General features: G+C 67.5%; 21 protein-coding genes. 4 read left to right on the top strand and 17 right to left on the bottom strand.

Annotated elements, in window-relative coordinates:
* Positions 1-16 precede the first annotated feature (16 nt).
* Together wecB and AC3B5L_RS06290 are read right to left on the bottom strand one after the other, a co-directional pair.
* Positions 17-1084, bottom strand: a complete 1068-nt coding sequence (gene wecB, locus AC3B5L_RS06295) for a non-hydrolyzing UDP-N-acetylglucosamine 2-epimerase (RefSeq protein ID WP_259953192.1) — start codon at positions 1082-1084, stop codon at positions 17-19.
* 50 nt (positions 1085-1134) lie between these two features.
* Positions 1135-2439, bottom strand: coding sequence for a glycosyltransferase (locus tag AC3B5L_RS06290; RefSeq protein WP_259953181.1), 1305 nt, complete (start codon positions 2437-2439; stop codon positions 1135-1137).
* A 166-nt stretch (positions 2440-2605) separates the two neighbouring features.
* Between AC3B5L_RS06290 and AC3B5L_RS06285 the strand changes: the two genes are divergently transcribed.
* Together AC3B5L_RS06285 and AC3B5L_RS06280 are read left to right on the top strand one after the other, a co-directional pair.
* Positions 2606-4381, top strand: coding sequence for an ABC transporter ATP-binding protein (locus AC3B5L_RS06285; RefSeq protein WP_187663706.1), 1776 nt, complete (start codon positions 2606-2608; stop codon positions 4379-4381).
* Between the two features lie 47 nt (positions 4382-4428).
* Positions 4429-5661: a glycosyltransferase gene (locus AC3B5L_RS06280; RefSeq protein ID WP_259953178.1), complete on the top strand. Its 1233-nt coding sequence runs from the start codon at positions 4429-4431 to the stop codon at positions 5659-5661.
* A 54-nt stretch (positions 5662-5715) separates the two neighbouring features.
* Here the strand turns inward: AC3B5L_RS06280 and AC3B5L_RS06275 are convergent, their stop codons facing one another.
* Genes AC3B5L_RS06275 through AC3B5L_RS06260 form a run of 4 tightly spaced genes read right to left on the bottom strand, consistent with a single transcriptional unit; the run spans position 5716 to position 9614 of the window.
* The gene (locus AC3B5L_RS06275; RefSeq protein ID WP_259953273.1) at positions 5716-6702 is read right to left on the bottom strand and encodes a Gfo/Idh/MocA family protein; all 987 of its coding nucleotides are present in this window, start codon (positions 6700-6702) and stop codon (positions 5716-5718) included.
* Complete coding sequence (locus AC3B5L_RS06270) at positions 6699-7796, bottom strand: DegT/DnrJ/EryC1/StrS family aminotransferase (RefSeq protein ID WP_187663704.1); 1098 nt, start codon at positions 7794-7796, stop codon at positions 6699-6701. The genes AC3B5L_RS06275 and AC3B5L_RS06270 overlap by 4 nt, the downstream gene beginning before the upstream one ends.
* Positions 7793-8404, bottom strand: coding sequence for an acyltransferase (locus AC3B5L_RS06265; RefSeq protein WP_232089213.1), 612 nt, complete (start codon positions 8402-8404; stop codon positions 7793-7795). The genes AC3B5L_RS06270 and AC3B5L_RS06265 overlap by 4 nt, the downstream gene beginning before the upstream one ends.
* 46 nt (positions 8405-8450) lie before the next feature.
* Positions 8451-9614 carry a glycosyltransferase gene (locus tag AC3B5L_RS06260; protein WP_187663702.1) on the bottom strand — a complete coding sequence of 388 codons (1164 nt, stop codon included), beginning with the start codon at positions 9612-9614 and terminating at the stop codon, positions 8451-8453.
* Between the two features lie 76 nt (positions 9615-9690).
* On the opposite strand from AC3B5L_RS06260, the gene AC3B5L_RS06255 reads away from it, so the two are divergent.
* Positions 9691-10389, top strand: a complete 699-nt coding sequence (locus tag AC3B5L_RS06255; RefSeq protein WP_187663701.1) for a glycosyltransferase family 2 protein — start codon at positions 9691-9693, stop codon at positions 10387-10389.
* 3 nt (positions 10390-10392) lie between these two features.
* Positions 10393-10758 (top strand): DUF2304 domain-containing protein, encoded by a 366-nt coding sequence (locus AC3B5L_RS06250; protein ID WP_187663700.1) that lies wholly within the window; start codon positions 10393-10395, stop codon positions 10756-10758.
* A gap of 3 nt (positions 10759-10761) precedes the next feature.
* Here AC3B5L_RS06250 and AC3B5L_RS06245 read toward each other — a convergent pair whose 3' ends face one another.
* From AC3B5L_RS06245 to AC3B5L_RS06195, 11 genes are read right to left on the bottom strand one after another with little or no spacing between them, the layout of a single operon-like run.
* Positions 10762-12657 carry a DUF6541 family protein gene (locus AC3B5L_RS06245; RefSeq protein ID WP_490096313.1) on the bottom strand — a complete coding sequence of 632 codons (1896 nt, stop codon included), beginning with the start codon at positions 12655-12657 and terminating at the stop codon, positions 10762-10764.
* On the bottom strand, positions 12654-13388 hold the full coding sequence (locus tag AC3B5L_RS06240; protein ID WP_187663698.1) for an ABC transporter ATP-binding protein: 735 nt from the start codon (positions 13386-13388) through the stop codon (positions 12654-12656). Before AC3B5L_RS06240 ends, AC3B5L_RS06245 begins: the two co-directional genes overlap by 4 nt.
* Complete coding sequence (locus AC3B5L_RS06235; RefSeq protein WP_232089212.1) at positions 13385-14320, bottom strand: ABC transporter permease; 936 nt, start codon at positions 14318-14320, stop codon at positions 13385-13387. Before AC3B5L_RS06235 ends, AC3B5L_RS06240 begins: the two co-directional genes overlap by 4 nt.
* A 52-nt stretch (positions 14321-14372) precedes the next feature.
* Positions 14373-15848, bottom strand: a complete 1476-nt coding sequence (locus tag AC3B5L_RS06230) for a hypothetical protein (protein ID WP_259953172.1) — start codon at positions 15846-15848, stop codon at positions 14373-14375.
* Positions 15845-16543, bottom strand: a complete 699-nt coding sequence (locus AC3B5L_RS06225) for an acylneuraminate cytidylyltransferase family protein (RefSeq protein ID WP_259953169.1) — start codon at positions 16541-16543, stop codon at positions 15845-15847. Before AC3B5L_RS06225 ends, AC3B5L_RS06230 begins: the two co-directional genes overlap by 4 nt.
* On the bottom strand, positions 16540-17583 hold the full coding sequence (locus AC3B5L_RS06220) for a nucleotidyltransferase family protein (protein ID WP_259953168.1): 1044 nt from the start codon (positions 17581-17583) through the stop codon (positions 16540-16542). Before AC3B5L_RS06220 ends, AC3B5L_RS06225 begins: the two co-directional genes overlap by 4 nt.
* Entirely contained in the window at positions 17580-18224 is a 645-nt protein-coding gene (locus AC3B5L_RS06215; RefSeq protein WP_187663694.1) for an acetyltransferase, read from the bottom strand. The genes AC3B5L_RS06220 and AC3B5L_RS06215 overlap by 4 nt, the downstream gene beginning before the upstream one ends.
* A complete protein-coding gene (gene neuB, locus AC3B5L_RS06210) occupies positions 18217-19314 on the bottom strand; it encodes an N-acetylneuraminate synthase (RefSeq protein WP_187663693.1) in 1098 nt (365 codons plus the stop codon). The genes AC3B5L_RS06215 and neuB overlap by 8 nt, the downstream gene beginning before the upstream one ends.
* Positions 19304-20473, bottom strand: a complete 1170-nt coding sequence (gene neuC / locus AC3B5L_RS06205; protein ID WP_187663692.1) for a UDP-N-acetylglucosamine 2-epimerase — start codon at positions 20471-20473, stop codon at positions 19304-19306. The genes neuB and neuC overlap by 11 nt, the downstream gene beginning before the upstream one ends.
* Positions 20470-21627, bottom strand: coding sequence for a LegC family aminotransferase (locus tag AC3B5L_RS06200; protein ID WP_187663691.1), 1158 nt, complete (start codon positions 21625-21627; stop codon positions 20470-20472). The genes neuC and AC3B5L_RS06200 overlap by 4 nt, the downstream gene beginning before the upstream one ends.
* Complete coding sequence (locus AC3B5L_RS06195; protein ID WP_187663690.1) at positions 21624-22619, bottom strand: GDP-mannose 4,6-dehydratase; 996 nt, start codon at positions 22617-22619, stop codon at positions 21624-21626. The genes AC3B5L_RS06200 and AC3B5L_RS06195 overlap by 4 nt, the downstream gene beginning before the upstream one ends.
* Between the last annotated feature and the right edge of the window lie 14 nt (positions 22620-22633).

Genomic DNA, 22633 nt, shown 5'->3' with positions numbered 1-22633 from the left:
GCCCTGCGCCGAGTGCTCAGCCGCCGAAAGCCGCGACGATCGCGTTCACCGCGCGTGTCGCGGCATGCCCGTCGCCGTACGGGGCCGCCTCGGTCGCTTCGGGCGCCGGCCTCGTCAGTGCGGCGGTGATCTCCTCCGCGGAGTTCGCCAGCACATTCCATCCGAGATCGACCGTCTCCACCCACTCGGTCTCACGCCGGACTGTGGTGCACGGCACCCTCAGCAGGAAGGCCTCCTTCTGCAGGCCTCCGGAATCAGTCACGACGCCGGCGCTCGAGAGAACCGCGGCGATCAGCTCCGGGTACGCGAGTGGATCCCGCGTTCGCAACGCGCCCGCGTCGAGCGCGATGCCGTGCTCGGCCGCTTTGGCGCGCACGCGCGGATGCGCCAGCAGGATCACCGGCTTGTCCGCGGCAGCCAAGGCCGCAACGACTTCGCGCAGCCGCTCAGGGCTATCCGTGTTCTCGGCGCGGTGAATGGTGGCCACGTAGTACTCCCCCGGACCACTGATGCCTGCAGCGGCGGTCGAGCCCTCGCGGATCACAGCATCACGAACCTGGTACAGCACGTCGGTCATGACGTCGCCAACCAAGACCGACCGCGCGGAGAGTCCCTCCTCTGCGAGGTGGCCCATCGCCACTTCAGTGGGTGCGAGGCAGAGATCGGCGGAATGGTCGGTGAGTACGCGGTTGTGTTCCTCGGGCATCGCCCTGTTGAAGGACCGCAACCCTGCCTCCAGATGCGCCACGGGGTAGTGCAGCTTCACCGCGCTGATGGCCGCCGCGAGCGTGGAATTCGTGTCGCCGTAAACGAGGACGCTGTCCGGCTCGAAACGCGCAAGCACCTCATCCATCTGGGCGAGCATCGCGCCCGTCTGAACACCGTGTGAAGCGGAACCGACACCCAGGTGCGCGTCCGGCTCGGGGATGCCGAGGTCGCGGAAGAAAACGTCCGAAAGCATCGGGTCGTAGTGCTGGCCGGTGTGCACGATGACGTGCTCGTGGCCGGCAGCCTGCATGGCGTGGGCGATGGGGGCGAGCTTGACGAACTGCGGGCGCGCGCCCACGACACTCATGATCTTCACGACACCCATCCTAGGCAAGCCGCTGCGGGGCGATGCGCGCGGACAGGCTGTCAGATTGCGCGCGCCGCGCCGAGCAGGTGTGCGCTGAACGCGGAGTAGTTCGCATCGCTCGACCATGCTCGCTGCCAGTGCGCGATGCTCGCCTCCACGTACCGTCGGTAGTCATCCGTCTCCGCAGCGGTCAGCAGCTCGAGTCGGTCGGCGATCTCCTCGGCGGTCGGCGTAGCCGGGAGCAGTCCGTCGAACATCCCGCCATCGACGTCGATCAGTTCGCTGTTGCCCCCGACGTCCGTGGCGATCACGGGAAACCCCTGTGCGAGTGCCTCCATGATCGACACGGGAACCCCCTCCGATTCGGAAACGTTGACGAACACACCGCCCGGCTGTGCTGTGTACTGCGCGCGGACTTCGTCGTTGGTGAGGTCGCCGAGGAACTCGAAGGTTCCGGACTCCAGGTGTTCGCCCGCCTGTCTCTCGACAGCAGCGGCATACTCCCCGCCCCCTGAGCCGATGTGGGTCCAGGTGACCTTCAGCCCCCGACGCTGCGCGACGGCAAGCGCCTGTATGAGCAGCGGGATGCGCTTCACCGGCACCAGGTAGGCGCAGGTGTACACCTTCAGCGGGTGTTGCACCACGTTGCCTGCCGACCTCGCCGGTGCGACACCGAGATGGCCAGTCTTGATGCGGTCGGCGTAGTCCGGGTACTTCGTCCGGAGGTAGTCCGCCCCGTGCTCTGAAGCGGTGAAGACCTCCGAGACGCGGGAGAGGAGCAGCTCGCGCTGAGGCAGGAAGTCGCCAGGGCTACGCTCGGAGAACACGTCGTAGCCGTGTGCGCGGCTGATCACCGGCACCGTCCGACTGCCCAACCGGTCAGCCAGTCGCACCGCCGTCCGCGCCGGCACCATCATCCAGTAGCTGTACAACACGGCGCGCGTTCCCGGAGCGAGCCGCGCGCGGACCGGTGCTGCCACCTCGTCGGCGACCGTGCAGGCGAGCAGATCGAGACGGAGGTCTACGAAGATCCGCCGCGGATGGGGGAAGGATCGCAATGCGCGCCCGAAAGCCGCCGCGGCTCTGACGGGGTGCCGGACCACATAGCGAAGAGCTCTCCGGATGCCAGCCTTCGCCGTGCTGACGGCTTCGGGGAGGATCACCTCGACGTTCTCCGGAGTCGCCCGTCTCCGTGTCTGTCCGACGCTGCGGACGACCGGGATGAGGAGCACACGATCGAATGCCGCCGCGAGGTGGCCGATCTCCGATTCGAGGAACTCCTCGCCGGGGGCGAACGGGAAGCAGTTCGTGAGGAGGATCAGGCAGGTCTCCGAAGCCTGCTCTCTGGCGGCGGCGTGGCGCATCGGTCTCCCGTCGGTTCAGCTGCCGTCCATCCTCGCACACGGGTGAAGAGCGACGCCTCCGCGTCTCTGCGCACGCCCACAGATCCGCCCGAATGCCAACGGGTAGGATCCATGAGGGTTTCCCGCGTCGGCGTAGCCCTGTGAAACAGCAAGGAGACTCACCCCGATGAGAAGCATCTGGCGGACACTGCTCGATCTGTTCCGCGTGCTTCCGCGCGATGCCCGCCCGTTCTATCTCTGGTATTCGATCGCCACAGGCCTGCTCGCGATCCTCGACACCGCGGCGCTGGCTCTGATTGTCCTCGCGGTGAACACCTTCGTCACCGACAAACCGATCGAGATCCCGTTCTTCGGCCCGCTCCCCGAGTCGGCCACGGCCTGGGTCGTGGTCGCCGTCGCCGCGCTGTTCATCCTCAAGGGAGTGCTCGCGGCGACGCTGCACTGGCGCGCCACGCGCCGCTTCGCCAGGTACGAGCTGGACCTCGGCGACAGGTTGTTCGCCGCGTACACCCACTCAAGCTGGGAGGACCGTTCGCGGATCAGCACTGCGGAGCTCACGCGCGTGGTCGATTCCTCGGTGGGCAGCGCGAACCGCGGATTCCTTCTCGCGCTCTCCCAAGTGCCCGGCAACCTGTTCACGTTCCTCGCGGCACTGCTCATCCTCGTGATCGCTCAGCCGCTGACGGCACTGATCGCCTTCGTCTACCTCTCGATCGTGTCCGGAACCATCTCGCTCACACTCTCCCGTCGTTCGAAATCCGAAGGCCAACGCAGTCGTGACTACTCCTATCGGGTCGCGACTGTGATGACGGAGATGGTGGAGGCGCTGAAAGAGGTCACGTTGCGGGGCAAGCTTGACGAGGCCGGGCGCGTCATCTCGAAGAACCGAGCGGTTGCGACCCGATCGCGGGCGAACCTCGCCTTCATGACCATCGTCCCGCGCTACGCCTTCGAGGCCGCCCTGATCGGCGGATTCGTCCTCATCGGCGCCTCGGCATTCCTGACCGGCGGCGCCGCGGAGGCTGTCGTGGCCATATCGCTGTTCGCCGCGTCCGGATTCCGGATGATCCCCTCGATGAACGCTGTGCAGGCCAGCCTCACAGCCGCATCCTCGAACGAGGTCTACGCGAGGGACGTGATCCGACAGCTCACGCAGACGAACACGGCCGTGCAGACCGAGCCGAGCGACTCCGAGAGCCTGCCCCTGCACCCCCGCGAGCTGCGGTTGCGGAACGTCTCCTTCAGCTACGACGGTGACCGCGGACCGGTCTTGAAGGACCTCGATCTGAGCGTCCCGTTCGGATCCAGCCTCGCTATCGTCGGTCCTTCGGGCGCCGGGAAGTCCACGCTGATCGATATCATCCTCGGCCTCAGCGTACCGACGTCGGGAACTCTCGAGATCGACGGGCACCCCGTGGACCGTGTCCTGCATCAGTGGCGTCAGCGCGTGGGGTATGTGCCGCAGCGGGTGGCACTGTTCGACGGCTCCGTGGCGCAGAACGTCGCGCTGACGTGGGAGCAGGACTACGATCCCGACCGTGTCGTCCAGGCTCTTCGACGAGCGCACATCAGCGAGATTGCCGAGCGTCCCGGCGGACTCGAGGAGCGTCTCGGCGAACGCGGCTCCTCGGTATCCGGAGGGCAGCAACAGCGACTCGGGATCGCCAGGGCGCTTTACACCGATCCCTTGGTGATGGTCATGGACGAAGCAACGAGCTCGCTCGACACGGCCACCGAGAACCGAGTCGTCGAATCGATGAACGAGCTGCACGGCAAGGTGACCTTCATCACCGTGGCGCACCGTCTCGCCACCATCCGGCACTACGACCAGGTCTGCTACCTCGATCAGGGTCGCGTCCTGGGCTTCGGCACCTTCGACGAAGTCGTCGCGCAGGTACCCGACTTCCGGTTCCAAGCGTCGCTCGCCGGACTTGTGCCGTAGCTTCGTCCGCTCCCTCCCCCGTCCGCCCTTCCCAGGAGACCCGGAACATGCGAATCCTGCTCATCTGCCCGTTCTTCCCGCCCGAGAACAAGATCGCCGCCGTGCGGATCTCGAAGCTCGCCTCGTTCTGGGCCTCCGCGGGGCACGAGGTGCGTGTGCTCACCCGCGACGGCGCGGACGAGGGTCTCATCGTCCCCGAGCACGCCGGGCTGACCATCCACCGCGTGGCGGACCCGATGATGAAGGCCGTCTCCGGCGTGCAGAGCCTCAAACCGAAGAAGCCGCGGCCGTGGCACCGTGCCGCGTCGGTCGCTTACGCCATCGCGATGAAGTTCGTCTGGCCGGACATCTACGGCCGGTGGGCGAAAGCCGCAGGGCGCCACGCCGCCGCATGGGACTGGCGCCCTGACGTGGTCGTGACCAGCGTCGGCCCGTTCAGCGCCCTGATGCTCGGTTCCAGACTGGCGAAGCACTTCGAGGCCAAGCTCGCCGTCGACTACCGTGACCTGCTCTCCAACAGCACCTACTACCCGTACGGCGCGCTCCGACGTCGCCTGGACTCGTCTGTCGAGCGTCGGCACGTGTCGGACGCTGCCTTGCTCACCACGGTCAGCGCCCCCCTCGCGGACGAACTCGAAGCTGCGTATGGGGTCCCCACGGTCGTGGTCACCAATGGCTACGACCCCCAGGACTTCGCGCATCTCGAGTACCACCCGTCCTCTTCCGAACTGCGCATCGCCTACTGCGGCTGGGTGATCCCTAAAAGACGCGATCCCCTGCCGTTCCTCAGCGGCGTTGCGGAGCTGCTGCGTGCGCACCCGGACACCCGCATTTCCGTCGACTTCTACGGTCCGCATTCGGCCGAGGTCGCTGCCGCCATCGAGTCGCTGGGGCTCGATGCCGCCGTCCGCCAGCACGGGAAGGTGAGCCACGCGGAGTCGCTGCAGATCCAAGCCGACTCCGACGCGCTGCTGCTTCTGCTGTGGAACGACCCCGGCGAGAAGGGCGTGCTGAGCGGCAAGGTCTTCGAGTACATCGGAGCTGCGCGCCCGATCATCATGACCGGGCTCGAGGACAGCGCCGCCGGCGACCTGATACGCGACAACGGGCTCGGCGTCGTCAGCAATGACCCCGCGGCGATCGCGGACGCTCTATACGCGATGGCCGAGGAGAAGTCGCGCACCGGACGCGTACAGGCCCCATCGCTCGCCGAGGGCACGCAGTTCACGCGTGACGCCCAGAGCCGGGTGTTCCTGGACGCTCTGGAAGCGATCGTCTGAGCCCGAGATCCGGAAGGAGCTCGTGCGGAGTCATCCCTCCGGACCCCTCGGGCCTCAGATCGTGATCGAGCTGCCCGTGCGCGCGGACTCCAGCGCGGCCCCGACGACTGCGAGCGTGCGCAAGCCCTGGGCCATCGTCACCACGTCGCTGTCGGCTCCCAGGACCGCGTCGCGGAACGCCTCGTGCTCGACGCGCAGGGGTTCCCGCTTCGCGAAGGCGTAGCGGGTGACGTCGCCCTCGGACACGCCACGGAACGTCGACACGGACTCCCACTCCAGCGGAATGGTGCCATTCGCGTAGAACGTGAGATCGCCGGTCGAGGTGTCGGCGACGAACGCGCCCTTCTCGCCTGTGACCACGGTCAACCGCTCCTTCATGGGCGAGAGCCAATTGACGATGTTATTCACGATGACACCCGACATGGTGCGCCCGGTGATCGTGATCATGTCCTCATGCTCTCTGCCGCTCTTGAACGCCGTCTGCGCGAACACGCGTTCGTAGTCGGACTGCACGACCCAGGCCGTGAGGTCGACGTCGTGCGAGGCGAGGTCCTTCGCCACTCCGACGTCGGCGATGCGGGACGGGAACGGCCCCTGCCGGCGCGTCGCCACCTGGTAGACCGCACCGAGCTCACCGGCCTCGATCCGACGGCGCAGCTCCTGCAGCGCGGGGTTGAAGCGCTCGATGTGACCGACCGCGCCGACCAGGCCCGCGCTCTCGAACGCGTCCACCATGCGCTGTCCGGCCTCGATGCTGTGCGCGATGGGCTTCTCCACCAGCGTGTGCACTCCGGCGGCGGCCAGTTTGAGCGCCGCGTCCTCGTGGAAACGCGTCGGCACGGCGACGACGGCGAGGTCGATGCCCGCATCGATGAGGGCTTCGATGTCGGGCAGGATGCTGAGGTCGCCGGCGACACCGTGCGGGTCTCCTCCGGGGTCGGCGATAGCGACCAGGTCGACGCCGTCCACCTCACGCAGGACGCGCGCGTGATGGCGTCCCATCATCCCAACGCCGAGCAGACCCGCCCGCAACACCATCAGGCGCCCGCTCCCGCGAGGGTGTTCACTGCGGTGACGATGCGATCGAGGTCGTCCTGCGACAGCGACGGGTGCACCGGCAGCGACACCACCTCGCGGGCGGCGCGCTCGGTCTCGGGCAGGTCCAGATCCGGTGCGTAGGGTGCGAGCGACGGCAGGCGGTGATTCGGTATCGGATAGTAGACGCCCGAGCCCACATTGTGCTCCGCCTTGAGAGCCGCGACGAAGCCGTCACGGTCCTCGGGGACGCGGATCGTGTACTGGTGGTAGACGTGCACGGCGCCCTCGGCGACCGGAGGCGTCATGACGCCTCGCAGCTCGGCATCCAGGAACGCGGCGTTCGCCTGGCGCTGAGCCGTCCACGCGTCGACCTTCGTCAGCTGCACACGCCCGATGGCGGCGTGGATGTCGGTCATACGGGCGTTGAAGCCGACGATCTCGTTCTCGTACTGACGCTCCATGCCCTGGTTGCGGAGCAGTTTCAGCATCCGGGCGATCCCGGCGTTCTCCGCCGTGACCATGCCACCTTCACCACTGGTCATGTTCTTCGTCGGGTAGAGGCTGAACATGGCGAACTGTCCGAACGTGCCGACAGGGCGGCCGTCCAGCGAAGCGCCGTGCGCCTGCGCGGCGTCTTCATACAGCGCGACACCGCGGTCAGCGGCCAGCGCCTCGAGCTCGCGCATGCGGGCCGGGTGCCCGTAAAGATGCACGGGCAGGATGCCCTTGGTGTTCGGGGTGATGGCGGCGGCGACGGCGGCCGGATCGAGGGAGAAGGTCTCCGGCTCGATGTCGACGAAGACCGGCGTGCCGCCGGTGAGTGCGACGGAGTTGCCGGTCGCGGCAAATGTGAACGACGGAACGATGACCTCATCGCCCGCACCGACGCCCGCAGCCAGCAGCCCGAGGTGCAGGCCGGCGGTGCCGCTGTTGACGGCGACGGACGGACGCCCCTGCACGAAGTGATCGGCGAACTCCGCCTCGAAGGCAGCGACCTCCGGCCCCTGGGCGACCATGCCGCTGCGGAGCACCCGGTCGACGGCCTCGCGCTCCTCGTCGCCGATGATCGGCTTCGCCGGGGGGATGAACTCGCTCACACTGCCTCCTTGGTCAGGGTTCCATCGTTCTCCGCATAGCGTTCGCCGCTCTGCGGGCAAATCCATACACCGGCCTCGGCGCCGGCGGTCAACGGTACGCCGGACTCGCCGACCCAGCCGATCCGCTTGGCGGGCACACCCGCCACGAGTGCATACGCCGGGACGTCCTTGACGACCACCGCTCCCGCGGCGACCGTCGCCCACGCGCCGATGGTGACCGGGGCGACGCACGTCGCCCGGGCACCGATCGCCGCGCCCGTCTCGATCGTGACGCCGACGGGCTCCCAGTCGTGCGCGCTCTTGATCGAGCCGTCCGGGTTGATGGCCCGCGGATACGTGTCATTGGTGAGGACCACGGCCGGCCCGATGAAGACACCGTCGCCGAGCCGCGCCGGCTCGTAGACGAGCGCGTAGTTCTGCACCTTGCAGTTGTCGCCCATGACGACGCCGGTGCCGACGTAGGCCCCCCGCCCGATGATGCAGTTCTCGCCGAGCTGCGCCTGCTCCCGCACCTGTGCGAGATGCCAGATCGAGGAGCCGTCGCCGATGGAGGCATCCGAGGAGACATCAGCGGATTCGACGATCCGCACGCGGGATGATTCGGTCACAGCGCTCCTTGCATGATGCCAGGACGTGGCGGCACCACAGGCGATTCTACCGGCGTCGGCCGCGCAGACCGTCAAGCACGCTCCGCACGACATCGGCGGCCTTCCCACCGACCGTGCTCCAGGACACCGTGTCGACGGCCCATTGCGCTCGACGCGGACGCTCGCGCTCCGTCGTCCCGTCCTGTGCCTGGGCGACGAGTCGTCGCATCGCCTGCGCGACCTCGGAGACCGTGAAGTCGCTGGCCTCACCGAGACCCGCGGCCCGAACGACCTCGGCGCCCGTCTGCGCCCCCGCGAAGAGCACGGGGGTGCCGACGGCGGCCGCAGCGTACGTCTTCGTCGGTCGTGCGAAATCGTAGCCGATCCCGGGCACGATGCTCACGAGCGCACCCACCGCTCCCCTGATCCAGGACGCCGAGCCTGCAGGCGGCACGAGCCCACCGAAGTGCACGCGGCCGGGCACCAGCGTGTCCGCCAGCGCCTTCAGTTCCGCCTCCACGGATCCCTGGCCGAAGAACCGGATATCGACGTCGACGTCGTCCAGCTCGGCCAATGCGCGCACGAACACGTCGGGCTGCTGCCACTCCGACATCGTTCCCGTGTACACGAAGTACGGACGCTCGGCGGCGGCGGGTGACACATCGGGGCGGAACACATCCGTGTCGATGCCGTTGCCCACCTCGACGACGCGCTCGGGCAGCGCACCGACCGCGACCAGACGTTCGGCGACCTCCGCCGACACGGCGATCGACCGCGCGGAACGCCGGAGCACGAAGCGCTCGACCGCTGTCATCAGTCGCACCACCAGTCCTGGCGCCTCCGTCGAGGCCACGGCATCCGACCACACGTCCCCCGGGTAGTACACAACCGGTCGCCTGGTGAGCATGCCGGCGACGGCAGCCACCAACCCCGTGGTAGGTGGCGCCTCCGCGACGATAACGTCGGCACGGTTCACGAGCAGACGGAAGAACAGAGGGATATCGAACGACAGGTACTGCACGTACCCGCGGATCGCGCCGGAGCGGTCGCGCAGCACGGGCATCCGTTTGATCCTGGCTGCGGTGTCCTCAGCGCGCGCGACGCTGCCGGCTGGCGGCCGGGTGGTGAGCACGGTCACGTCCGCGCTCGTCGTCATGGCCTGCACGAGCGCCTCCATCCGGAAGCTCGCGGCGGTCACCTCCGGGGTGTACAGCCGGGTCGCGACGATCACTCTGTTTCGTTTCGTCATCTCGTCCAACGGGCTCGGGGTTCACGGTGACCGGAAAGACACCTGACACAATGGAATCATGTCCCCGAGCGTCCCCTCACCTCGAACGCCCGATCGGCGAGCCTGGATCGTCATCCCCCTGTACAACGAAGCCAGCGTCATCGGCAGCGTGATCACCCAGTTGCGTCAGGAGTTCGCCCACGTCATCTGCGTCGACGACGGCTCCAGCGACGCTTCCGCACGGATCGCCACGGAGGCGGGAGCGATGCTCGTCCAGCACCCCGTCAACCTGGGTCAGGGTGCCGCACTGCAGACCGGCATCACCTACGCGCTCAGCCACTCGGAGTGCGAGTACATCGTCACCTTCGACGCCGATGGCCAGCACCGTATCGAAGATGCCCTCGGGATGCTCGAGCTAGCGCGTGCGGAGGACCTCGCGATCGTCTTCGGCTCGCGCTTCCTCGACGACCGGACCAACCCCGGCTGGATCAAGAAGGTCATGTTGAAGACCGCAGTGTGGGTGACGAACCTCACCACCAGTCTGAAGCTCACCGACGCGCACAACGGCCTCCGGGTGATCCGCCGCGACGCCGCCGAGCAGATCGATCTGAAGCAAGACCGCATGGCGCACGCCACAGAGATCGTGCTCGAGCTCGGCCGCACCGGCCTGCCCTGGCGGGAGTATCCGGTCGAGCTGCTCTACACCGACTACTCGAAAGCCAAAGGACAGAGTGTGCTGAACTCGGTCAACATCCTCGTCGATCTGGTGGTGAGGTGACCCATGTGGATCCAGTTCCTTCTCATCGCGGCGATCGTCGTGCTCGCCGCCTTCATGATGCGGCGCACCGGCGCCGACAGCCATCTGGCCATCCGCCGCATCCTGATGGGCCTGTTCGTTGTCGTCGCGGTGCTCTCGGTACTCTTCCCCCAGTGGCTCTCGTGGCTCGCTCAGCTCGTCGGCGTCGGACGCGGCACCGATCTCGTGCTGTACGGACTCATCGTGATGTTCCTCGCATTCGTATACACGCAGTATCGGCGAAACGCCCAACAGCAGCGTCAGCTAACACGACTCTCGCGCAAGATCGCTCTGCTGGAGGCCGAGGAACACGAGTCACGAGAGCACCCGGTCGAGGGCGATCGCCCCTGAGGTCTACGGGCAGCCGGTGACCTGATAGAGCGCAGCACTGTCGCCGACGCTGGCGACCTCGGTCAGGATCGGGGACCCGGCGAGGTCGTGCAGACCGTTGTACGTGACGTAGTGGTTCTCATAGAGCTGCCTGTCCCCGAAGTCGAGCACGTGCGTGACCCCCAGGCGGTCGATCGATGAACAGACCTCGGTCGAGGCGGTGTTCAACGATCGAGCCAGCAGCAACGCGTCGGCGTCGTATCGCCCGGTGACGTGCGGGAACACGACGTCGTGGCCTGTGTATGCATAGAGCAGTGCCGCGCCGGTGAGCGGATCACCGAGCACGAGAGCGTCCGGTCCGAGCAGAGAGGATGCTTCGGCGAAGAGCTCGGCCTCGTCCGCGGAGAGCCCCTGCGAATGAGCGTCGAAGCGGAAACTCACATTGCGCATGTACCGCAGATCGTTGACCAGCGCGCTCAGGTGTGTGGCGGCGAGCAGCACACCCAGGACGACCACCGCAACAGCGCGCACGCTGCGCCTCTGCTTCCACTGTGTCCGGATCCAGTTCCAGACCACGGCTGCCCCGAGTGCTGCCAGCGGCACGCCCAGCACTCCGAGAAGCGCTGCCACGCGAGTCGTGTCGTCGTACCAGATTCCCACCAACGCGCTTCGGAGCCCGAGAATCGAGAGCGAGGTCGACACGAGGAACAGGATGATCGCGACCCCATAACTCCCCAGGATCCACCATCGACGGCTCTTCGCGACGGTCCAGATCCCGACGAATGCCAGCGGTCCCACGAGCAGACCGGTCGCCCGACCGACGGGGCTGAGGAAGGCAACCTCGCCGAGGGCCGCGCCGAGGGTCGAGCCCGGGAGCCATTCGTGAGTCGTCACGTTGGCGAGTCTCCACACGGCAACCAGTGCCACCGTTGCGACAGCGACCGCGAAGGCGACGAGCACCCTCGTACGGGTGCTCCCCGCCTTCGCCACCCTCCAAGCGCCCCATACGGCGAACGGCACCAGCAGAGCGATCGCCCCGAGCAGCGCGGAAGGGTGGCCGAGGGCGGTCGCGCCCATCGCGGCGATGGCGGTCAGGACGAGACCGGTGCGCTGGCCCCACGTCAGGCCGGGACGGCAGGCCAGGACGACGAACGCGAGCAACAGAGGGATCTGAAGCGTCCCGATCAGGTTGGGATACAGCACCCCCCAGTTCAGGAAACCGAGGGGGAAGACGCTGAAGCCGAATGCGACCAGCGGTGCCCACGCCGCCGCGGCGCGATAGCGCGCGAAGAGAACGTTCGTCAGCGTGGCGAGGGCGACCGGCCACACGACGGCGATCGCGGCGATCGTCATGACGTTCGTCGCGGGGACGATGCCAGAGCTGAAGGGTACGACCAGAGAGACCAGCGCATGCCACAGGGTCGGGTAGAACGTGCTCGCGACGCCCGGCATCACCATGGTCATGTGGAACGGCGATGCATCGCCGTTCTCCATGACGAACTCGACGGCGTTGAGATGGAACAGGCCGTCGAAGAGCTGACTCGGATGTCCCGCACCCGACATGCCCACGATCAAGATCAGTATCCAGCCGAGCGCGCCGACGCCGACCCCCAGCCATACACTCCGGCCGGCACCCCCACCCAACGGCTGGACGGCCGATCGCCGGACGAACCAGAGCGCAGCGGCCACCACCATGATTGCTGCCGCCGCGATGAGCACGGGCAAAAGCGACCAGCGCAGACCGAGGACGGGTGCCAACAGCGTGGCCGCACCGACGCTCGCCAACGACAGGACGATCGCGCCTCCGAGAGCCGTCACGCCTCGGAGACGAAGCAGCAACGCGGAGGGAAGACCGGGGAGGGTCAGCAGCGCGCATGCGACGAGAAAGGCCGGGATCTGCCCGAGCCAGTCGGCGCTCACGCGTCCACCAGCGCGATGGCGCCCTCGAGCTCGCCGTCGTAGACGACCCTGCCCTTGCTGATGACCACGCCCCGCGTGCACAGCTGGCGGACCATCTCCATGTCGTGACTCACCACGACGAGGGTCTTGCCTGCAGCCACAAGCTCTTCGAACTTCTGTCGGCACTTCTCCCGGAACGGCACATCGCCGACCGAGAGGATCTCATCCATCAGGAGCACGTCCAATTCCACGTGGATCGCCACGGCGAACGCCAGGCGGAGGAACATCCCTGACGAATAATGCTTGACCTCCTGATCGATGAACTCCTCGATCTCGCTGAACGCCACGATCTCGTCGTAGCGCTCCTCTATCTGGTGCTTCTTCATCCCGAGGATCGCAGCGTTCAAGAACACGTTCTCTCGGCCGGAGAGCTCGGGATGGAAGCCCGCCCCGACCTCGATGAGCCCCGCCACGCGCCCTCGGGTGAGCACCTCACCGGCGTCCGGGTCCATGACGCCGGAAATCATCTTGAGCAGTGTCGACTTCCCCGAGCCGTTCATCCCGAGGATGGCGACCGACTCACCTTCCTGGATAACGAGGTCGACACCCTGGAGAGCCTCGAACGTCGACGTCAGCTTCCGGCGCCGGATCCAGGACACCACGGTGTCCTTCAGCGAGAACGCATGGTTCAACGTGAACGTCTTGCGAACACCCTCGACGATGATGCTCGGACGGAGCGCGGTATCACTCATAGGTCCTGTGCGAACTTTCCTTCCAGGCGTCGGAACACGAGCTGCCCGAGCAGCAGCGCGCCGACGGCGATGAGCGCGGTCCACAGCGTATTCATGCCGAGGTCGGGCGGGATCGGGGTCAGCGCCTCACCGGCGTACCCGGCGGACTGGACGAGGTCTTGACTCGCGGGGCGCCAGAACGCGTAGTGGAAGAGTTCCACGCCCTGGGTGATCGGATTGAGCATGTAGGCCTCGACGAGCCAGGACGGCCAGCCCAGCTTGTCGACCACCGCTTCGTACACCATGGTCCAGGCATAGAGCACTGGCGACGCCCACGTCGCCAGCAGGAGAAGCAGTTCGACGATGTTCTCCGCGTCACGGAACCTCACGTTCACTGCTCCGAAGAAGAGACCGGTGCCGAGCGCGAAGACCATCACGATGAGCATTCCGGCGATCGCCGCGAGCACGCCGAGCACCGTCATGTGCGCGAATCCGCCCATGAGCGCGCATACCAGCAGGAGGAGCCCGACCTGAGGGAGAAAGTGCACGAAAGACACCAGCACCGCCGAGACCGCGAAGAGCTGCCTCGGCAGGAACACCTTCCGCACCAGCGCCGCATTCCCGACGATCGACCCCGTCGCGTTCTTGAACCCCTCGGAGAAGAGGTTGATGACGACGATGCCGGAGAAGAGGTACACGGCGTAGTTCGGGACACGGTCCAGGTTCATGAATATCCCGAGGACGACCCAGAAGACCAGGAACTGCGCCGCTGGGCGGACATACGACCACACCCAGCCCAGCACGGAGTTGCGGTACCGGGTCGTCACGCCGGTACGGACGAGGAGGCTCAGCAGATACCGCCAGCGCACCACATCGATCAGCCCGTGGCTCGTGCCGGGGGTGTCGAACTCGGTGCGTGGGATGGCAGCGAAGAGATCTCGGGTTTCAGTCACAGTCCACTCATTCGACGCACGGCGGCCTGTGCCGCGACTCCATCATTCTAGATCAGGCGGGTTCGGAGCTTCCTGCACGCGGACTGTCCTCCGAGTCGAGCCTTGCGGCCAGCCAGTCTCGGAAGTTCTGGACTGCGTGCGTTGCCCAGATGCTGTCGTCGACCTTCGCCGCCATCCGATGCCCCGCAATGCTGCGGATGCGATCTGCGATCTGTCGCGCGTCCTGCACCCGATCCCCGAACGCATCGCCGATTACTGCGGCCGCGAACGCACTGTCCCGCGGGATCACCTCGCACCCGAAGGCCCGGGCCTCGAACAGCACCGTGCTCGCCTCACCGACCACCACCGTCGTCTGCTTCAACGATTCGTAGACGTCCGGTTGCTCGTCAACCGTCACTCCCGGGTGCGCAGAGAGCCGCGGGTACCTCCCCCCGGTCTCGTAGCGCTCGCCCGGGTGCGGACGGAAGACGACCGACCAGCTGTCATCGAGCAGCCCCCGCAGCTCGATGACGAGCGCATCGGTCCGCTCAGGGTCAGTGCGAGAGGAGACCACGAGGACCTGCGGGCGTCGGGACGCCGGCGCGGATGCGGCCTGCCGCTCGAGATGCGGCTTTCCGATCGCCGTCACCCGCCCGGGATGACGGATCGAGTCGGACCAGAAATCGCCGAACGTCAGCACCTCGTCCGGCAGCGCTCGGCGGAGCGCAGGCTCCCGGAACAACCGCCCGTAGTTGTATGCGGCGTGGGACGGGCCGATCCAGCCGTGTTGCGGCTCGGCGACGTACGCGCCCGCGTCTTTGAACAATCCCACCGATTCGCCGTGATACGTGTACGAGCCGTTGTCGAAGAGGACGACGCGCGGACGGACCCTGTCGATCAGGCGGCGAAGTTCGTCGAGCTGCGGTCGGCGATAGTTCTCATCCCGGACCGCGCGTTGCGCGATCTTCGCGAACGCACCGGGCTCTTGCCCCAGCCGTCGGGCGAAATCGGCGAGCAGCGACTCTATCGACCGCCCTACCGCATCGGACGGATGCGCGCCGCGCACCCGCATGGTCACCCGCGCGTTCGCGGCATCCATGGTCAGCGTCGGACGGAACGACGGCCGTCCCAGAGGGGACGGCAGAGGTTGCTGCTGCACCACCACCGCATCCCCGGCCGCCCCGGCGAAATCGTCGACGAGCCAGTTCAGCGCTGTGCCGTCCGAGGCGGCCAGCGTGCCGCCTCCGACGTAGAAGCAGACATCGTGGCGTCGAGCGCGCCGCGGCGCATCCCAGCGGTCCGGAAGCTGGGCCCTCGCGATGCGCCGGGCCTGCTTCCATCGGTTCCACGTACCGGGTGTCACATCGACACTGCCGGTCTGCTGTGCGGAGAGCGCCCAGGCCACCCGCATGCGGACCTGGGCCCAGAAGGGCACCGATGCTCCGGGCAGCGTCTCCCGCACTACGTCGGGGGCATCGTCCTCGAGGTCGAGCAACCGGCGTACCGCATCGGACGTCCGCGCGTCGAGGCTGCGCGAATCGGCGGTCACAGATCCTCCCGTTGCTCCATCAGCCACTCGACGATGCGGAAGTCGAACTCGCTGTCCACGTCGACGGAACGTTCAGCGGGCATCTCGTACAGGATGGTCGACGGCAGGAAGACGACCTGGTCCTCCACCAGCGCCTCCCGCTTCCACACGTAGATGGAGCCGTTCATGTCGAAGCACCGCGGCGCGTCCTGCCGCCGGAGCACCGCGTCGTCGGGCTGCTTGCTCACGGCGACGGTGCCGTCCGGCTGCTCCTCGACGAGGTTGAAGTACGGATTGCGCCGCGCTTCCGCACCCGTGATCAGTGACGCGGCCTCCGATTCCTCGAACATCCGCACGGCCGCGCGGATGTCGTCCAAGGTGCGGAGCGGACTGGTCGCGTCGAGGTCCACGCACACGTCGTAGGTCCTACCGGTGCGCTGCTCCGTGGTGCGCACGGCGTGGGCGATGGCGGGGACCTTGCCCGCCGTGTCGGTAGCCATCTCCGGGGGTCGGCGCACGACGCCCGTCGCGCCGTACTGCGGGGCGAGAGCAAGGATCTCCTCCGAGTCGCTGGAGACGACGACCTCGTCGAAGAGTCCTGTCGCCGCAGCTTGCGCCACCGAATGAGCGAACATCGGCCGCCCCGCGACCATGCGGAGGTTCTTCCCCGGGACTCCCTTCGAACCGGCGCGCACGGTGATCGTGCAGATCCTCATCTGGTTCTCCGTTCCCACGCCACCCTGGCGCGTTCGAGATCTTCCGGTCTGCCCACATCGATCCACTCTTCGCGGATCTCATAGGCGGCGACCGAACGATCGACCTCCATGAGGCGCGACAACAGCGTCGGCATGTCGCAGTACTCGTCCTGTTCGAGCAGTTGCAGGGCGTCCGGATCGAGAACATAGATCCCGGCGCTGACGAGCTCGCTGTGATACGGCTTCTCGGCGAGCCCGGTGACACGGTGGCCGTCACGACGGATGACGCCGTACGGGATCTCGAAGCCGTACTCGCGCGCTCCGATCGTGGCGGTCGCCCGCGCATCGCGATGGAAGCCGAGCATGCGCCGGAGATCGACGTCGGTGAGCAGGTCCGAGTTCATCACCACGAAGGGCGAGGTGATCTCGCCGCGCAGCTGGGCGATCGCGCCGGCTGTGCCGAGCGGCATCGGCTCGTGCAGGTACGTGACGTCCAACCCGTGCGCGCTGCCGTCGCCGAGATGCTCCTCGATGAGATGCCCGAGGTGGTTGACGGACACGTGCACGCGGCGGAACCCCTGACTGCGGAGCCTGCCGAGGATGATGTCGATCATCGGACTGTCGCCCAGGGGGACGAGAGGCTTCGGGATGTCCTTCGTGATCGGGTAGAGCCGCTGCCCCCGGCCGCCGGCCATGAGTACCACGGACGTCGGAAGCGGCGTGGCGATGCGCTCGCCCTCGCCGACGACGTCGACGATGCGCCCGTCGTCGACCACCGCGACGACGCGGATGCCGCGTCTCGCCTTCAGCTCGTCGACGGCGTCCTGAGTCGCCGTCGGAGGCACCGTGGCCGGGCTCGCGTTCATCACCCGGTCGACACGGTCCTCGAGCGATGCTCCGGCGAGGAGGCCACGACGGATGTCGCCGTCGCTCACCGCTCCGACCAGTCGCCCTCCGTCATCTTCGACGAAGACGACCTGGCGTCGGCTCCGGTCGAGTTGGGAGAGCGCGTCGCGGATGCTCGTCTCCGGGTGCACGGACAGGTCGGCGTTCGAGCTCATGCCGGTTCCCTTCTCTCGGATTCGATGACCCTGGCCGGCACGCCCGCGACCACAGCCCCCGCCGGGACGTCCCTGATCACGACGGCGCCGGCACCGATGACGCTCCCGGGTCCCAGCGTGAGTCCCTGGCTGACACGGGCACCGAGACCGACGTGGGCACCCTCGCCGATCCGGACACCGCCGGCGATCACCGCACCGGGAGAGACGTGCGCGTGGGCGTCCACCAGGACGTCGTGCTCGATGATCGCCCCGGAATTGATCAGCACGTTCTCCCCGATGACGGCCCCGCTGTTCACGAGCGCCGCGGCGAGCACCTGAACCCCCGCCGCCAGGCGGGCCCCCGGGTCGACGAAACCTCGAGGATGGACGATCTGCGCCGCCCGCAAACCGTATGCGACGGCCCGCTCATACAGAGCGCGCCGGGCCCGCGTCGACGCTGTCGAGCCCAGCCCGTTGACGAAGAGCACGTCATCCGCGCGGAGCGACGAGAGCAGGTCGTCGTCGCCGAGGTACGGACAGTCCTCGCCCAGATCTCCGGCCTCCGGCGCGAGATACCCGCGCACTCCGAGCCCCAGAGCGCGTGCGGCCGCCAGCACGGACTTCGCGTGTCCCCCGCCGCCCAGCAGGACCAGCTCACTCATCGATGAGCTCACCGCGTCGATATGCCCGGGACGCCAAGCCGCCGACGACTTCCCAGAAGTCGAAGGAGGTGCGACCCGTCGCGGGGCGGAAGCACGCGAGGTCCTGCTCCCTGATCACGGCGCCGGAGGGGATGTCCCGCGCGGCCACCAGACTGCGCCGCACGACCGCGCGGTTCCCCTCCTCGACGCTCTGCGCCCGCTTCTCCGGCGATCCGAGCATCGCCGGCACGCGGCGGACCGCCGCGACGTAGTCGCGCAGGCCGTCGGGATCCAGCGAGGCCGCGTGATCAGGTCCCTCCGCGGCGACGTCGAATGTGAAGTGCTTCTCGAGGACGGTCGCGCCGAGCCCGACGGCGAGCACGGAGGCCAGCGAGCCGAGCGAATGATCGGAGTAGCCGACCCTGTGCCCGAACGTGCTCGCGATCGTCGGCATCGCTCTCAGGTTCAGGTGCTCGTCCGCTGCCGGGTACTCAGTCGTGCAGTGCAGGATCGTCACGTGCTCGTCGAACCGGATGCGCTCGTTCCGTGCCTCCCACGCCCTGGCGAGCGCGCTCTCGGTGAGGCGCTCCGAGGGCTCAAGCACACCGTGACGCTGCCCCAGTCCCGCGGCGAGGAAGCGCAGCGCCCTGGCGATCTCCTCCAGATCGGCCATCCCCGTGGACAGGATCACCGGCAGCCCGCTTCGGCCCGCTTTGACCAGGAGCGGGGCGAAGGTGAGATCACCCGACGCGATCTTCACGAGAGGGATGCCGAGCTCGTCGATGAGGAAGTCGAGACCGTCGAGATCGAAGGCCGTGGACAGGAACCGGATTCCGCGCTCGTCACAGTGCGTCCGCAGGGCTCGGAACTCCTCACGGCTCAGCTCCAGCCCGCGGAGGAGGTCATGCTGGCTGCGCGCGTCTTGGTCGGACACCCGCTGATAGTCCGCGAGCTCTGCCGTCTCGAGCGCGAGCGCATCGGCGGAGAAGGTCTGGAACTTCACCGCGTCCGCCCCCGCGTCGGCGGCGAGGTCCACGAGCTCCTTGGCGACGTCGAGCGAACCGTTGTGGTTCACCCCCGCCTCTGCGATCACGAACACATCAGCGGCCATGGTCATCTCCCTGTTCGAGATCGTGGAAGGACTTCTTCGGCGGGCGGGGGATCTCCGCGTCTCGCAACGTCGCCGCCGTGCGGGCGGCGAAGCCCGGCCGACCGAACGGACTCTCCGGATCGGCGAGAGGCGGGGCGGCGAGCTGCCGGCGGATGGCGGCGGCGATCGCCGCGGCGGTGGGCTCTGGCACCTCCACGCTCGCGGCGATCGGTCGGCCCTTCTGGCGATCGCCGATCAGCACAGAGGGGGTCCCGAGGACCGGCGCCTCCAAGACGGTGCTGGACGAGTTCCCCGCGACGACGGCAGCCGCCCTCATGGCGCTGAGATAGCCGCGCTGTCCGAACGATTCGACATAGTCGACGCGCTCGGGGTGTTCGGACACGAAGCGCGCGATCCGTTCCCGGACCGCATCCGTGCCGATGTCCGAGTTTGACCCCGTGATGACGATGTGGAGCTCGTCCACCGCGAGCAATCCGTCGAGGAGCTCCTCGACGAGGTGCTCGGCCGGTGCCACGTCCATGATCGCCGGATGGAAGGTGACGAGCGCCGTCGGCTCGGGCAGCCGGATGCCGAACCGTTCCTCGACGTCACGGCGCGGCATCGGCTCGAAGGTCTCCAGGATGTCGACGATCGGCGCGCCGAAGAAGAAGACCCGTCGCGGGTCCTCCCCCAGCTGGATGACCCGCGTGCGGTGCTCAGGTGTCGAGGTGAAGTGCAGGTACGACATCTTGGTGATCGAGTGGCGGAGTGCGTCGTCCATCGCCCCCTCGGTGAGCTCCCCGCCATGGATGTGCGCGACCGGAACCGAGAGGATCGTCGCGGCCGTCGCGACGGCGTAGGCCTCCAGACGATCCCCCAGCACCACGACCACGTCGGGGCCGATATCCGCCAGCGCCCGCGCATACTCGGGCAGGGCGCGGCCGACGTCCGCGGCGGCGGCGAGAGCGCTATCGTCGCCCGACCAGATCGGAACCGCCGCGGCGACGGTGAACCCGTCCCGCTCGATCTCGGACACCGTCCTCCCGAAGGAATCCGTGAGATGAGTGCCCGTGACGATGATCCGCAGGTCGAGCTGCGGGTCGTCATCGATCGCCCGGAGCAATCCGCGCAGCAGCCCGTAGTCCGCACGGGTGCCGGTGACGACGGCGATCGTCCTCATGCCGCTGCCAGCGCCGGCGAACTCGGAATGCACACGACGGACGCGTGCAGGGCTTCAGCCACGGGCACCCGGGCGTGGGGCAGCTGACGATAGGGCGCCTGGGCGTGCAGCAGATTCCAGAACGGCCGGCACTGCAGGCCGGCGTCGTTGGTCGCCTCGAGGAACTCATCGCGGCGCGCGATGTCGCCGTCCACGCGAACCGCGCACAGCCAGTAGTTGCTCACGGTCCCCTCCGGCTCGTCGAGGAACTCGATGCCATCGACGTCGGCGAAGGCGGAGCGGTAGCGAGCCGCCAGCCGGCGTTTGTCGGCGAGGAAGCGAGGCAGGCGTTCGAGCTGCGCGACGCCGAGGGCGGCGTTGAGGTTGGGCATCCGGTAGTTGTACGCGACCTCGTCGTGCTCGAACTCCCAGCGGTGCGGCAGCTTCGCCGTCGTGGTGAGGTGGCGCGCCCTGTGGGCGAGCTCGTCGTCGTCGGTGAGGATCATCCCGCCGCCACCGGTCGTGAGGATCTTGTTCCCGTTGAAACTGAGAATGCCCATCCGGCCGAACCTGCCTGTGTGGACGCCGTCGACCCGGCTGCCGAGCGACTCGGCGGCATCCTCGACCACGGGAACGCCGTACTCGGTCGCGAGCGCGACGAGCTCGACGATGCGCATCGGGTGGCCGAGCGTGTGCATCGGCACGATGGCGGCGATGCGTCGTCCGGTGACGGCGTTCACCAGGCCCTCGGACGTGGATCGCGCGGAGCGGAGCACGTCCGAGACGGCATCGACAGACAACCCAGCGGACATCTCATCGCTGTCGACGAAGTACGGCTGGGCGCCCGCATGCGAGACCGCGTTCGCGGTGGCCACGAAGGACAGGGTCGGGACGATCACGTCGTCGCCCGCGCCGACTCCGACCAGTTCGAGCGCGACCTGCAAGGCCGACGTTCCGTTGGACACCGCGATCGCGTGACGGGCACCGGTGAACTCGGCGATGCCCCGCTCGAACTCGGTCACGAAAGCGCCGACACTCGAGACGAAGGTCGAGTCGAGGCATTCCTGCACCCGTACCTTCTCGACCTCGGTGATGTCGGGGACGTGCAGGCCGACGAAAGGCTCATCGCCCACCACGCGGCGGATCGTGCGGACGAAATCTGCGGGGGTGATCATACGACGTACGCGTCGGTGCGGTAGCGCGCCAGGTTGCCCGGGTCGGTGAACCACTCGGCGGTGGCGCGCAGGCCCTCGCGGAAGCCGTCCACACCGTCGTACCGGGGCGCCCACCCCAGGATCTCGCGCGCCTTCGCGTTGTCGGAGAAAAGCCGCTCCACCTCCGAGTTCGCCGGGCGCAGCCGCGCGGGATCCTCGGTGGCCACAGCATCGACGCCCATCACCTCGGCGATGAGATCGAACGTCTGCCCGATGGATACCTCGAAGCCGACACCGAGGTTGATCACCTCTCCGACGCCGGCGGTGCTGGTCAGCGCCGTCGTGAATCCGGCGACCGTGTCCGGGACATAGGTGAAGTCGCGGGTCGGAGTGAGTGCCCCGAGCTGGACCTCCCGCTTGCCGGCGGCGAGCTGGCTGATGATCGTGGGGATCACGGCGCGGGCGGACTGCCGCGGCCCGAAGGTGTTGAACGGGCGGATCGTCACCGCGGGGAGCCCGAACGACGAGTGGTACGCGTTCACCATCTGGTCCGCCGCGATTTTGGATGCGGAGTACGGCGACTGCCCCTGCAGCGGGTGCCCCTCATCCATCGGCACGTACCGGGCGGTGCCGTAGACCTCGCTGGTCGACGTGTGGATGAAGCGGCTCACGTCGGCGGCACGCGCTGCATTGAGCAGGTTGAGCGTGCCCTGGATGTTCGTCTGCACATACAGGTCAGGAGCCGCGTACGAGTAGGGGATGGCGATGAGCGCGGCGAGGTGCAGGACCGCATCACGGTCACTCACCGCCGACATCATCAGCGCAGGATCACGGACGTCACCAGGCAGGAACTCGATCTCTTGGGCGACCTCGTCCGCGATGCCATCGAGCCAACCGCGCGAGTCGAACGAGTTGTACAGCACCAGGGCTCGGACGTCGTGACCATCTCTGACGAGCTGCTCCGCGAGGTGCGATCCGATGAATCCGTCAGCTCCTGTGAGCAGTACCTTCATGCGTTCGAGTCTAT

This window comes from Microbacterium sp. C-MGS6, from assembly GCF_058140415.1.
Note: the sequence above shows the minus strand (reverse complement) of the source record. Positions and strands in the feature narration are given on the sequence as shown.

Excerpts from the sequence above, each read along its gene's own strand:
- AC3B5L_RS06290 (WP_259953181.1), bottom strand. The coding sequence starts at position 2,439 with ATGCGCCACGCCGCCGCCAGAGAGCAGGCTTCGGAGACCTGCCTGATC.
- AC3B5L_RS06285 (WP_187663706.1), top strand. The coding sequence starts at position 2,606 with ATGAGAAGCATCTGGCGGACACTGCTCGATCTGTTCCGCGTGCTTCCG.
- AC3B5L_RS06280 (WP_259953178.1), top strand. The coding sequence starts at position 4,429 with ATGCGAATCCTGCTCATCTGCCCGTTCTTCCCGCCCGAGAACAAGATC.
- AC3B5L_RS06255 (WP_187663701.1), top strand. The coding sequence starts at position 9,691 with ATGTCCCCGAGCGTCCCCTCACCTCGAACGCCCGATCGGCGAGCCTGG.
- AC3B5L_RS06250 (WP_187663700.1), top strand. The coding sequence starts at position 10,393 with ATGTGGATCCAGTTCCTTCTCATCGCGGCGATCGTCGTGCTCGCCGCC.
- AC3B5L_RS06240 (WP_187663698.1), bottom strand. The coding sequence starts at position 13,388 with ATGAGTGATACCGCGCTCCGTCCGAGCATCATCGTCGAGGGTGTTCGC.
- AC3B5L_RS06225 (WP_259953169.1), bottom strand. The coding sequence starts at position 16,543 with ATGAGGATCTGCACGATCACCGTGCGCGCCGGTTCGAAGGGAGTCCCG.
- AC3B5L_RS06220 (WP_259953168.1), bottom strand. The coding sequence starts at position 17,583 with ATGAGCTCGAACGCCGACCTGTCCGTGCACCCGGAGACGAGCATCCGC.
- AC3B5L_RS06215 (WP_187663694.1), bottom strand. The coding sequence starts at position 18,224 with ATGAGTGAGCTGGTCCTGCTGGGCGGCGGGGGACACGCGAAGTCCGTG.
- neuB (WP_187663693.1), bottom strand. The coding sequence starts at position 19,314 with ATGGCCGCTGATGTGTTCGTGATCGCAGAGGCGGGGGTGAACCACAAC.
- neuC (WP_187663692.1), bottom strand. The coding sequence starts at position 20,473 with ATGAGGACGATCGCCGTCGTCACCGGCACCCGTGCGGACTACGGGCTG.
- AC3B5L_RS06200 (WP_187663691.1), bottom strand. The coding sequence starts at position 21,627 with ATGATCACCCCCGCAGATTTCGTCCGCACGATCCGCCGCGTGGTGGGC.
- AC3B5L_RS06195 (WP_187663690.1), bottom strand. The coding sequence starts at position 22,619 with ATGAAGGTACTGCTCACAGGAGCTGACGGATTCATCGGATCGCACCTC.